The organism is Streptomyces sp. A01, assembly GCF_059026195.1.
The window spans coordinates 84,694-96,615 of record NZ_JBWLKN010000015.1 but is presented as its reverse complement, the minus strand read 5'-3'; the positions used below and the strand labels follow the sequence as shown (position 1 = coordinate 96,615).

The 11,922-nt window shown below is 67.4% G+C and carries 9 protein-coding genes and 1 tRNA gene; 4 read left to right on the top strand and 6 right to left on the bottom strand.

Annotated features, from left to right (window positions below; all coding sequences use genetic code 11):
* Positions 1-60 precede the first annotated feature (60 nt).
* On the top strand, positions 61-705 hold the full coding sequence (locus AC5P1B_RS21290) for a DUF433 domain-containing protein (protein WP_493888910.1): 645 nt from the start codon (positions 61-63) through the stop codon (positions 703-705).
* Positions 702-1,172 carry a DUF5615 family PIN-like protein gene (locus AC5P1B_RS21285; RefSeq protein ID WP_493888909.1) on the top strand — a complete coding sequence of 157 codons (471 nt, stop codon included), beginning with the start codon at positions 702-704 and terminating at the stop codon, positions 1,170-1,172. Before AC5P1B_RS21290 ends, AC5P1B_RS21285 begins: the two co-directional genes overlap by 4 nt.
* An 85-nt stretch (positions 1,173-1,257) precedes the next feature.
* Here AC5P1B_RS21285 and AC5P1B_RS21280 read toward each other — a convergent pair whose 3' ends face one another.
* The 3 genes from AC5P1B_RS21280 to AC5P1B_RS21270 all read right to left on the bottom strand — a co-directional run bounded on the left by AC5P1B_RS21280 (position 1,258) and on the right by AC5P1B_RS21270 (position 4,640).
* Positions 1,258-1,827, bottom strand: coding sequence for a hypothetical protein (locus AC5P1B_RS21280; protein ID WP_493888908.1), 570 nt, complete (start codon positions 1,825-1,827; stop codon positions 1,258-1,260).
* 1,570 nt (positions 1,828-3,397) lie between these two features.
* Positions 3,398-3,471: transfer RNA gene (locus tag AC5P1B_RS21275), tRNA-Pro, on the bottom strand.
* Positions 3,472-3,698: 227 nt separating this feature from the next.
* Entirely contained in the window at positions 3,699-4,640 is a 942-nt protein-coding gene (locus tag AC5P1B_RS21270; protein ID WP_493888907.1) for a metallophosphoesterase, read from the bottom strand.
* 78 nt (positions 4,641-4,718) lie between these two features.
* On the opposite strand from AC5P1B_RS21270, the gene AC5P1B_RS21265 reads away from it, so the two are divergent.
* A complete protein-coding gene (locus AC5P1B_RS21265; protein WP_493888906.1) occupies positions 4,719-5,183 on the top strand; it encodes a GatB/YqeY domain-containing protein in 465 nt (154 codons plus the stop codon).
* Positions 5,184-5,465: 282 nt separating this feature from the next.
* On the opposite strand, the gene AC5P1B_RS21260 is transcribed toward AC5P1B_RS21265, so the two are convergent.
* Positions 5,466-7,691 carry a transglycosylase domain-containing protein gene (locus AC5P1B_RS21260; protein ID WP_493888905.1) on the bottom strand — a complete coding sequence of 742 codons (2,226 nt, stop codon included), beginning with the start codon at positions 7,689-7,691 and terminating at the stop codon, positions 5,466-5,468.
* A 385-nt stretch (positions 7,692-8,076) separates the two neighbouring features.
* Here AC5P1B_RS21260 and AC5P1B_RS21255 point away from each other — a divergent pair, with 385 nt between their 5' ends.
* Positions 8,077-8,421 carry a WhiB family transcriptional regulator gene (locus tag AC5P1B_RS21255; RefSeq protein ID WP_493888904.1) on the top strand — a complete coding sequence of 115 codons (345 nt, stop codon included), beginning with the start codon at positions 8,077-8,079 and terminating at the stop codon, positions 8,419-8,421.
* A gap of 699 nt (positions 8,422-9,120) precedes the next feature.
* Here AC5P1B_RS21255 and bagB read toward each other — a convergent pair.
* Both bagB and bagA read right to left on the bottom strand, forming a co-directional pair.
* The gene (bagB, locus tag AC5P1B_RS21250; RefSeq protein ID WP_493889004.1) at positions 9,121-10,701 is read right to left on the bottom strand and encodes an ATPase BagB; all 1,581 of its coding nucleotides are present in this window, start codon (positions 10,699-10,701) and stop codon (positions 9,121-9,123) included.
* Positions 10,702-10,891: 190 nt separating this feature from the next.
* A complete protein-coding gene (bagA, locus tag AC5P1B_RS21245) occupies positions 10,892-11,869 on the bottom strand; it encodes an ATPase BagA (RefSeq protein ID WP_493888903.1) in 978 nt (325 codons plus the stop codon).
* Between the last annotated feature and the right edge of the window lie 53 nt (positions 11,870-11,922).

The window sequence follows — 11,922 nt, the reverse complement described above, 5'->3', positions numbered from 1 at the left end:
GGAGAATGGGGTACGTTCAGGCCGATATCGATGGGGGCGGAAGACGGAAGGAGGCACGCGGTGTCGTACGAACCCAAACTCGCCGCGGCTCTTTCCGGCGCGACGCTGCGCCAGCTGTCCCACTGGCGCCGAGCCTCCGGGCCCAAGGGCGCCGTGCTCGTGCCCGAGATCTCCAGCGAGAGGCCGATCCTCTACTCGTTCCGCGACGTTGTTGCACTCCGTATCTGTGTGCAGCTGCGCGAAGAGGCTTCGTTGCAGAAGATCCGCCGTGCGCTGAACACGCTCCGGGAAGACCTCGGCGAGTGGGAGTACCTCTCCTCGTACAAACTCGTCGCGGGCCCGGACACGATCTATCTGGCTGAACCCGACCACGCGGTAGACCTGATCAAGGGGGGCAATGTGGTCATCCACCAGATGGTGGATGTTCTCGCGCCCTTCTATAAGGACGGCCGCAGCATTCCCGCTCTGCTCGCCCCCCGTGAGCACGTCGCGGTCGATGAGTCGGTCCGCGGCGGCGAACCGGTCATCCAAGGCACCAGGATCCCAGCGTCAGATGTCGCTGCCCTCGTAAGAGACGGCATCCCGCCGGACCAGATCGGTGAGTTCTACCCAGGCGTGACGGCCGAGGCCGCCCGGGACGCCGCCGACTTCAGCGAGTACGTCGACAGCTATGGCAGCAGCGAGCCCCGGCAGGTCGTCGCTTGAAACTGCTGCTCGACGAGAACGTGCCCCGCCCCATGGCCGAGATCGTGCACATCCTGCTGAAGGCACATGAAGTCGTCCACGTCCACGAGCTCAAGGGCTGGACGGGCACGAAGGACATCGAGCTGTACGCCAAGGCCAAGGCCGACGGCTTCGAGGTCGTCATCACCAACGACACCAAGCAGCTCAGCCGGCCACTCGAAGTGGCGGCCATCGCACAGTCAGGCCTGCACCGCATCGAGTACCGCCAGAACAACAAGCACGGTGGTCTGGTGGGCCTGGGCACGGCGATCGCCACTGTCTGCGCGGCCCTTCCTCACGCCCTGTCCGAACTCGAAACAGCTGACGGCCAGCGTCTCGTCTCTCTGACGTCGATCGACCCGACCCGGCAGAAGCGCCTCCAGATCACGGACCCGGCCGTCGCCCCGCCGAAGCACTGGCCGGGGCGTGATCCGGCCTCTGAGTCCTGACGCCTCGATACACCAGGGCTCCCGGTCGGCAACCCATTGCAAGAGAGGCCGGGACATGACCCGGTGTCGCTGACTGCGCTTCGTCTCATGAGGGCTCACTGCCGAGTTCTTCCTGGAGCTCGGCGATGCGCCGTTGGGTTGCCGCCGCGTTCTTCTGCTGACGGGTCAGCTTCGCCTCGGCGGCTGCCAGTTCCCGGGCGAGCCTCTCTCGATCGGCTGCCGCCCGCTCACGGACGGTCCCGTCATCGCGGTACGCGGGCCCTACCCGCTCACTGCTCACTATGCCGCGACGCTCCCCGCACTCTGGGCAATCGACGACGCGGGTGGAAACGTAGCTGTGCTCGCGATGCTGAATGTGTGGCACCACATGGTCGCAACGGAGAGTGAGGTCCCAAGTATCGAGCTCCTTCTTGCGTTCCTCTCGTGAGGGCCACGAAGCGAACAGCCTGGCGAGCTTCTCCGTCTGCTGCGGCCCCATCGGCGGTGGCGGGCAACAGAAGCTGCAATGCGTCACCCGAGAACCGCTGATGCTCCACCGACCACCCCTGCAGTCGGCGTGCCGCTCGCGGAACGTCCGGTCGGCTTCCTCGTACTCACGCTTCTCCGCCTCGGACAACTTCATGAGGGGCGACCAGCTCCCCAGCTCGTCCGTCATGGGCTGACCGCAACCCCGACATGGCTCACCGGCCACGTACTCCGCCCAGCTGAGGCGTGTACCTTCTCGTTTCCACCGCTCAACCCGCTCGCGGCGCCGCTGGTCATCCGCTTCGGCGTCGAGGGCTGAGCGCAGAGCACGCTTGGCCGCTCGTTGCCGCTTCTGCTCCTCCGTGAGCTTGGGCATGGGTTTCACCTTCCGCTGCACCGCGTTCTCATGCACGACCGCGGAATCCATGCTGGCGTGGCCGCCCCTTGTGTCGTCTACCCGCGCGCCGGATGACGCCCTTTGACCGGACTTGGACCGCAAGCGGTCTCCAGGTGACTGTTGTCGTCTGTCGGAGGCTGCTGACGTGATACACCGTCAGTGAGTCCATCTTGTGCCGTCGACGAGACTCCTCCGTCGAGCCTTACGGAGTTGGCCCGGCGCTCTGCAACAGGCACGAACGACAGGACACACGACGCAAGGGCCAATCTTGCCAGTCCGTGACCGGCCCTGAACTGGGGCTTGCAGGTGTCTGTGACCCAGCGCTACGACTGGTCACGCTCCCAGGTGTAGGCGCCACGGGAAGTGATACCCCTGGCTGATTCGGCACCTGGCTGGTCTGCGGGGCCCTGGCCGAGTCGCGCCCTACCTGTGGATTGTCCGGTCTGATGCCATGGAAGTAGAGCGGGTTGGGACACCATCGCTGGGGGCGATGTGGGGACATCCACGCGCTGGAGGGGGCCGAACGGCGAGCGGTGGAGCGCCGCTGGGAGGCGGGTGGCACGCTGGCGGGAGGACTCGCGCAACGCGGATCAGCGGCTGGAGGAGAAGAAGAGGCCCGACGAGTCGACAGTGAGGCTCAAGGATAACTTCCTTCACAGACAGGTGCCTTGCTACACAATGCACCCAAGCAAGGAAGGTGGCCGAACACATGACTGACCATCAAATTCGCCTCCCAATCCCGGATTTAGGACACAAGATGCGTACTCATCTGCTAATTGCAGACGCGACGACGCCCGGGGTGCCTGCATCCTGCACGTCGGCCTCCGGCGTCATGACCTAATCAAGGGGCACACCGCGGTGATCACTGGCAAGGTCTGTTCCCTTGGCGGGCGGCTCGGAGCTGTCCTGGTCGTGATGGGGCGCGCGAGCACCGTCCTGCGCGCGCCCCATTCCGTGGAGTCGGTCGTGAGCGGTCCCATCGGATTCAATGAGGTAAACGCCGTCGCGCTGGGAAGGCAAGGCCAACTCGGCCGAGGTCCTGCTCGGCCGCCTGCGGGGAGAAGGCCCCCGAACTCGGAGGCCGGGGCGTCGGGGGCGGCCCGGCTCTGGTCGGCAGATGGTGGCAGGAGAGGAAGGTGCCTGCACGGGCCGTTCGTGTCAGCAGCCGCTTCGCGCTGTAGTACACCGCAGTCGCGCGTGTGATCGACCGCCTCCGCATGATGGACCTGGTGCTGCTTGTGAGGGGGATGTTTTGGGAGCCGGATTCCGAATCCCGCTCCCAAACGGCTCCCAAGGAACCCAGGAAACCACTCAGGGGCCCGACCCGCACTGCGGATCAGGCCCCTGACCTGGTCTTACTCTGTCGGGGTGGCGGGATTTGAACCCACGACCTCTTCGTCCCGAACGAAGCGCGCTGCCAAGCTGCGCTACACCCCGAAGCAACGAGCTCTACTTTAGCGGACCTCTCGCCGTAGACGAAATCCGGTTATCGGCCCCTCGCAGGCGGGGCTGACCTGGGCCGGAGCGATGGCGGTGCGGGCGCCCGCAGTGGCGGAGGCGCGCTGCGGTCCGCTGCTTCCGGGCGCCGGGAGCGCACGGAAGCAGCGGACCGCAGGAAGGCAGGACGCAGAAAGGCAGGCAGCAGAGGGATCTGCCCGGAAGGGTCAGGCTTCGCGGGCGGTGAGGGTCAGCAGGGTGGCCTCTGGGGGGCAGGCGAAGCGGATCGGGGTGAAGCGGTTGGTGCCGCAGCCTGCCGATACGTGCAGGTAGGAGCGGTGGCCGCCGGCGCGGTGGGTGGAGAGGCCCTTGACGCGGTCGGTGTCCAGGTCGCAGTTGGTGACCAGGGCGCCGTAAAAGGGGATGCAGAGCTGGCCGCCGTGGGTGTGCCCGGCGAGGATCAGCGGGTAGCCGTCGGCGGCGAAGGCGTCGAGGGAGCGCAGATACGGGGCGTGGACGATGGCGAGGGAGAGGTCCGCGTCCGGGTCCGGGCCACCGGCGACCTCCGCGTACCGGTCGCGCTTGATGTGCGGGTCGTCCAGTCCCGTCAGCGCGATCTCGATACCGTCCAGCTTCAGGCGGCCCCGGGTATTGGAGAGGCCGACCCAGCCCGCCGCGTCGAAGGTGTCCCGCAGCTCTTCCCACGGGTTGTGGATGGCGCCGACGACCGGGGCATTCCCATTGAGGCCGTGCCGCCCGCTGGCCTTCTCCATCAGGTAGCGGGCGGGGTTGCGCAGCTTGGGGCCGTAGTAGTCGTTCGAGCCGAAGACGTACGCGCCGGGGAAGTCCATCAGCGGCCCGAGCGCGTCGAGCACCTCGGGGACCGCTTCCGGGTCGGAGAGGTTGTCGCCCGTGTTGACGACGAAGTCGGGCCGGAGCCCGGCGAGCTTCTGGAGCCAGCGCTGCTTCTTGCGCTGCCCGCACACCATGTGGATGTCGGAGACCTGGAGGACCCGCAGCGACTCCATGCCAGGTGGCAGTACGGGCACGCTGACCCGTCGGAGGCGGAACGAGCGAGCTTCGAAGCCGGCGGCGTAGGCCAGCCCGGCCGCCCCGACTGCCGTGAGTCCAGCGGCCATTCCCAGGGGTACTCCGTATTGCGCGCGCATACGTCCCATCGTCGCAGTAACACGGACCACCACGAAATCACGCGGCGTTCCGTGCCGTGTACTGGCAGACTCGACGGTATGACCACGCTCAAGACCAGGCTTCAGGACGATCTCACCGCGGCGATCAGGGCTCGCGATGAGTTGCGTTCGTCCACCCTCCGGCTCACCATCACGGCCATCAGCAAGGAGGAGGTCGCGGGCGAGAGCGCTCGTGAGCTGTCCGACGCCGAGGTCGAGAAGATCATCGCGCGAGAGGCCAAGAAGCGGCGCGAGGCGGCCGAGGCGTTCTCGGACGGCGGTCGTGCGGAGTCGGCGGCGCGGGAGCGGGCCGAGGGCGAGGTGCTCGCCGAGTATCTGCCCAAGCAGCTTTCGGACGAGGAGCTGAACGCGCTCGTCGCCGAGGCGGTCGCGGAAGCCGCGGCGAACGGTGCTGAGGGACCGCGCGCGATGGGCGCCGTGATGAAGATCGTGAACCCGAAGGTCGCCGGCCGCGCCGAGGGCGGTCGGGTGGCCGCCGTGGTCAAGCGACTGCTGGCGGGCTGAGCGACTGCCCGCCGCCGGGCTGCGGGGCTGCCGCGCTGTGGGGACACCGGGCTGCGGGCCGCTGGTGACCGCTGGGCTTCTGTCCTGGCTGCGCTGATGCGCTGACCAGGGACGACGCGGGCCAGGCGGCTGGAAAGCGGTCGGTCGGCGGCTTGGTTCGGTTGTTTTGATACGTGGAGGGGCGCCCCGGAGACTTCGGGGCGCCCCTCCACGCTGAGCTGTCGCTGTTCCTCTATATCGCTCATAGCGCTGGTAGCGCTTGTACCGCTGTTGGGGTCGGCGTCAGCGCAGGTCAGGCCATCCGTCGCCGCCGCCGATGATGTCCGGCGGGATGCTGATGTCCGGCCACGGGTCGTCCCCGCCGTTGCCACCGCCGCCGCCAGGGCCGCCGGGCTTGTCGTTGCCTTGGTCGTCGCCGTCCTCGCGGTCGTCGTCGTGTTTGCCCTTGTCGGGGTCGGCGATGGGTACCGTGACGAAGTCCGGCGCGGCCTTGCCGTTGAGGGCGCCGCTCATGGCGTCCTTCCAGATCGGGCCGGGTGTGTCCGCCCCGTAGACCTTGTCGTGGTACACGCCGCCGATGGTGATGTTCTCCATCTCGACGCCCCTCTCGCCGGGGCCGCCCACCCAGACCGCACCCGCCAGGTTCGGGGTGTAGCCGACGAACCAGGCGGCCTTCCGCTCGTCCGTCGTGCCCGTCTTACCGGCGCTTGCCCGGCTGCTCAGACCTGCCTTCTTGCCGGTGCCGTCCTCGACGACACCACGCAGGAGGGTGTTGATGGTGTCGGCGGTCTTCTCGGACATGGCCCGGGAGCACGTCGACTGCGGGACCTTCATCGGTTTCCCGCTGGCGCTGGTGATCGACTCGATGAAGACCGGGGTGCAGTAGATGCCCCGGTTGGCGAAGGTCGCGTAGGCGTTGGCCATGACCAGCGGGGACATCCCGGAGGTGCCGAGTGTGATCGACGGGACCTGGTCGAGCTTCCCGCCGCTCGCGGGCCGCACGCCGATCTTGTCGGCCAGCTCGGTGACCGGGCAGACGCCGATGTCGCTGATCAGCTGGACGAAGTAGGTGTTGACCGACTTCGCGGTCGCTTCCTTCATCCGGTACGGGCCGACCTCGCTGCGGTTCTCGTTCGCGACCGTCTCGCCGGCGTTTCGCCAGGTGCCGTCGCAGGTGGACACCGGGCTCGGGTATTCCATCTCGTACGGGGAGGAATAGCTCTGGTTCGGGGACGTGCCCTGCTCCAGGGCCGCCGCCGCGGTGATCGGCTTGAACGTCGAGCCGGTCTGGAAACCGTAGTTCGAGCCGCCCATCTTCTTGTCGGCCGACAAGTTGATCTGGGTCTGGTTCTCGCCGAAGCCGTACGGCCTGGACTGGCCCATCCCCAGCACCTTGCCGCTGCCCGGCTCGATGAGGGAGACGGCGGTGGCGACCGGGTCCGACTGGTACACGTGATCGCTTATCGACTGCTGCACCGATTTCTGTGCCTGCGGGTCGAGCGTCGTACGGATCGTCAGGCCGCCCTGGTTCCAGCGCTTGACCCGTTCCTCGCGGGACTTGCCGAAGACCGGGTCCTTGAGGAAGACCTCGCGCACGTAGTCACAGAAGAAACCGGCGCCGTCGACCGCGGTGATGCAGCCGTTCTTGGGCTTGCTGATCTTCAGGCCGAGCGGCTTCCTCTGCGCGGCCCTGGACTGTGCCGCGCTGATGTCCTTCACCTGGGCCATGCGCTGGATCACCGTGTTACGCCGCTTGGTCGCCTCTTCGGTGTCGTTGACCGGGTCGTACCGGCTCGGTGACTGGACGATCCCGGCGAGCAGCGCGGACTGTTCCAGGTTCAGGTCCTTGGCGCTCTTGCTGAAGTACCGCTGGGCGGCGGCTTCCACGCCGTACGCCTGCTGCCCGAAGAAGGTGATGTTCAGGTAGTTCTGCAGGATGCGCTGCTTGCCCAGCTCTTGTTCGACCTGGATCGCGTATTTCAGTTCTTTGATCTTGCGGCCGATGGTCTGCTGGGTGGCCGCGGCGACCTTGTCGCGGTCGTCACCCGCTTCCTCGACGAACACGTTCTTCACGTACTGCTGCGTCAGAGTCGAGGCGCCCTCGGACACGCCGCCGGACCGGGCGTTCTTGTTGAGCGCGCGCAGCACGCCCTTGAGGTCGATCGCGCCGTGCTCGTAGAAGCGGGCGTCCTCGATGGCGACGATCGCCTTCCGCATGTACGGCGAGATGTCCTTCAGCTTCACCACGGTGCGGTCGCGGGAGTAGACCTTCGCGATCTCGCCGCCCTTGGCGTCGAGGATCGTGGTCCGCTCGCTCAGCGGAGGCGTCTTGAGGTTGGCTGGTATTTCGTCGAAACCTTCGACGGAACCCTTGGCGGCGAGGCCGAGCATGCCTGCCGCCGGCAGCGCGAGCCCTGCCAGCACCGCTCCGGAGAGGACGCTGACGCCGAGGAACTTCGCGGCCTGCTGGGTCGTGGTGAGACCTCCGCCGGAGCGCTTCTTTCCCATGAACGCAGCCTACGTTCTCATTCGCCGGACAGGCGCCCAGGTGTTCGCATACGCTGTTTCACGCCAGCCCCAGTCGTACGCTGTCGCAACACCTCTCGTGTCACTCCAGTGAGTGATGAGACCTGTCCGTATTACTGACATGTGTCCTGAGGTATCCCCCGCTGACTGGGCAGACTATCCCGAATTGCCGGGTTGGTCGCCTATGTCGCCAGCTCACTCCGTTGGGTGATCTGCCGCGTACGCATAGTCCGTTCGGGCCATCCAAGATTGGGCCCGCAGGGGGTGTTGCGCCCTGCCCACCTTCCGTAACGTCCTCAACTGGCGACGGTGAATATGCCGTTTGTCGCCGTGGGGGAGCCTCAATTCGGGAGAGGACGGCGCCAGCATGGGCTGGGTAACCGACTGGAGTGCGCAGGCAGCCTGCCGCACTACCGATCCGGATGAACTATTCGTTCAAGGCGCGGCACAAAACAGGGCAAAAGCTGTCTGCACCGGGTGTCCGGTGCGTACGGAGTGCCTTGCTGACGCGCTGGACAACCGCGTTGAATTCGGCGTGTGGGGCGGTATGACCGAGCGTGAGCGGAGAGCATTGCTACGCCGCCGCCCGACGGTCACCTCTTGGCGGAGACTCCTGGAGACCGCCCGCACCGAATACGAGCGCGGCGCGGGCATCCTGCCCGTCTGCATCGAAGAGGAGGAGTACGACAACGACTACGCCGCCGTTGGTTAGCGGCAGCAGACACTCCAACAGCTCATCGCGAGGGCATCGCGCCTGCCAGTCCGGCTAGCCAGCTGACCGCAGGCCGACCGCCAGCGACTCCGCAACTCGCCGCTTGACGCGACAGTCCGTCAGCCGACGTGCGGTGATCACTGCTGGGCCAGTGCTCGCCCGGCAGAGTCCTGTGCGGTATTTGGCAGCGCGTTACAGCCGACGTGCGCCCTGTGCAGTCGCGCAGTTGGGTTACACCGTCTTGTTTCTGTGGCTTTCTCTGGCCGGATCTCTGCGCAGCGCATTGTTGTGCGCGCCCGGCGTGTTGCCCCGTTTGCGAACCTCCCCCCTGCGACTCGGGTAATTCGGGTAATGAAGCCACCGGAAGGCACGACGAGCGTGAGAGTCGTGGACGAGAACGAGAGACGCGAGAGCCACGAGAGTCGTGAACGGTGGACGAGCACGAAGTCGTGAACATGACGGTTTCCGGGTAGGGCGGCTCGGGGAGCTGGTGTCTGGCTGAATCGGGTCGCGCCCGCGCGCCGTTGGTACCGGTCGGTTCGCTGGCCCTGGCTGATCGGCTGCTGGCTGCTTGAGCGGCTGGCTGGTCGGTTCTGCGGCGTAATCTTCCAGCGATTCCGCCGTTCGTGCAGCCGTGTGCGCGGCACAGGCTGCCAGGCTTGCGCCGTCGCCGTCGCCGTCGTTACCGTTGCCGTGCCGCTACTGCGCGGCTAGGCGCTCGCCTACGGTCCGCAGCCCCGCCAAGTCGTGCACATCGCCCGGCAGCGCCGTGACCTCGGCCACCGGGACCTCGGGGTGCATCGCGGTGAAACGATCCCGCGTGCGCCGCTCGCGGGCCAGCACCGACATGCGCTCGGCATGCAGGCGCAGCAGAGCCGCGGTGAGCTGCTCTGCGCCAGCCGCACCGGCAGCGGTGCTCCGCAGCTCGCTCTGTCCGGCGTCGGGGGCGTCGCCAGGAACGAGCTCATCGCTGGGTTCGTCGCCGGGCTCGTCGCTGATGGTGGCTGCGCTGATGTTGGCTGCGGACCCGGTCGCTGTCTCCGCCGTGGTCTCCGGGAGAGAGACGACCTCGGCGTCAGGAGCGGCCGGGCGAGCTGCCGATTCTGTGGCGGCGGTGGTGCGGCTTTCGGTGTGGATCGCGGCGTGAGGGCCGTCGTCGGAGGGCGGTGCGACTGTGTCTGCGATAGGTCCTGCTGAGTCGTGTGGAGGGTGTGCCAAGGGTTTGGAGGGGCCTTCTCGTACTTGCCCGGTCTCGTGATCCACAATGCGACCGCCGGGAAGATTTTCTGTTGAGTTGACCGCAGCTTTTTTCCCGTTCCCGTTCCCGTCCGCGTCCTCCGCTGCGGCCGTCAGCAGGCTCTCTGCGGCGGCCAGTGCCCTTTCCGCCGAAAGCTGTGCCGCGCCACTGTCGTGCACCCGGTTCAGCACGAGCCCCGCGAGCGGCATGTGCTCAGCGTCGAGCCGCTCGATGAAGTACGCCGCTTCGCGCAGGGCGTCCCGCTCGGGGGCGGCGACCACCAGGAAGGCCGTTCCGGGCGCCTGGAGCAGCTGATACGTGGCGTCAGCGCGCGTCCGGAAGCCGCCGAACATGGTGTCCATCGCCGCCGCGAAAGTCTGCACGTCCCGCAGCAGTTGGCCGCCGAGCAGCTTGCTGACGGTCCCCGTCATCATGGACATCCCGACGTTCAGGAACTTCATCCCCGCCCGGCCGCCGACCTTCGCCGGAGCCATCAGCAGTTTGATGAACTTGCCGTCGAGAAATGAGCCGAGCCGCTTGGGCGCGTCGAGGAAGTCCAGTGCTGACCGGCTCGGCGGGGTGTCGACAATGATCAGGTCCCACTCGTCGCGGGCGCGGAGCTGGCCGAGTTTCTCCATGGCCATGTACTCCTGCGTGCCCGCGAAACCAGCCGACAGGGACTGGTAGAAGGGATTCCGCAGAATCGCGTTGGCCCGCTCGGCGTCGGCATGCGCCTCGACGAATTCGTCGAAGGTGCGCTTCATGTCCAGCATCATGGCGTGCAGCTCGCCGCCCGCCGCACCATCGATGCCCTTGACCTGGCGTGGCACGTTGTCGAGTGAGTCGATGCCCATCGACTGCGCCAGCCGTCGTGCCGGGTCGATGGTGAGGACGACGACCTTCCGGCCCCGTTCGGCCGCCCGTACGCCGAGCGCCGCCGCCGTCGTGGTCTTGCCGACACCGCCGGAACCGCAGCACACCACGATGCGCGTCCCCGGGTCGTCCAGCACCGCGTCGGCTTCCAGCCGTGGCGCCGCGTCCATGGTCATGCCGCCTCCTGCCCGTACCCGTGCTCGTAGCCGTCAACGCGCTCGTGCCTGCTGTGCCCGTGCCGGTGCCCACGCCCGCACGTGTGCGTGTGCGTGTGCCTGTCAGGGGCCGCGGCCGCGGCGGTGGGGCGCGCCGCCGCCGGGTGTGTCGCGCCCGCGCGGCCCACGGCGTGCGCGGGACCGCTCACGCCGCCCACTGCTTCCGTAGATCCGCCGCCAGCTGGTAGAGACCGGCCAGGTCCACGCCGTCGGTCAGCAGCTCCAACTCATGGGTAGGCAGAGCGAGATCCGCCAGTTCGGCACGCTGGTCGCGCTCCAGCGTCACCCGTTCCGCGTGTTCGCGTGCCTGCTCCAGCAGCGGCTCGACCAGCCGCTCGGCGCGGCCGCCCGACCGCGCCGAGCCGAGGCCGACGCGGGAGAGTACCTGCGCGATCTCCCCCCGCTGCTCGGCGCCGGCCGTGTCCACGGTCGTCGCGTCGAGGATCGCGGGCCGCACCATGTTGATGACTATCCCGCCGACCGGAAGGCCCTCGGCGCGCAGCTCAGCTATGCCGTCCATCGTCTCCTGGACAGGCATCTCCTCCAGCAGCGTCACCAAGTGCACGGCCGTTTCCGGGGACTTGAGGACGCGCATCACAGCCTGCGCCTGGTTGTGTATCGGGCCCATCTTGGCCAGCCCGGCGACCTCGTCGTTGACGTTGAGGAAGCGGGTGATCCGGCCCGTCGGGGGTGCGTCCATGATGATGGAGTCGTACGCGTACCGGCCGTCCTTGCCCTTGCGCCGTACCGCCTCGCACGCCTTGCCGGTCAGCAGGACGTCCCGCAGACCGGGCGCGACCGTCGTGGCGAAGTCGATGGCGCCGAGCTTTTTCAGCGCCCGCCCGGCACCGCCCAGTTTGTAGAACATCTGGAGGTAGTCGAGGAGGGCGAGCTCGGGATCGATCGCCAGGGCGTGTACCTCGCCGCCGCCCGGAGCGACGGCGATCTTGCGTTCTGCATACGGCAGCGCCTCCGTCTCGAAGAGTTGGGCGATGCCCTGTCGGCCCTCAACCTCGACCAACAGGGTGCGCTTGCCCTCAGCGGCGAGAGCCAGCGCGAGTGCCGCGGCGACCGTGGTCTTGCCGGTGCCGCCCTTGCCACTAACGACATGGAGCCTGCTCACGTAAGTGAGCCTAACCAGTCCCCTCCCGGGCTACGCATGAGGCTCCCGGAGAG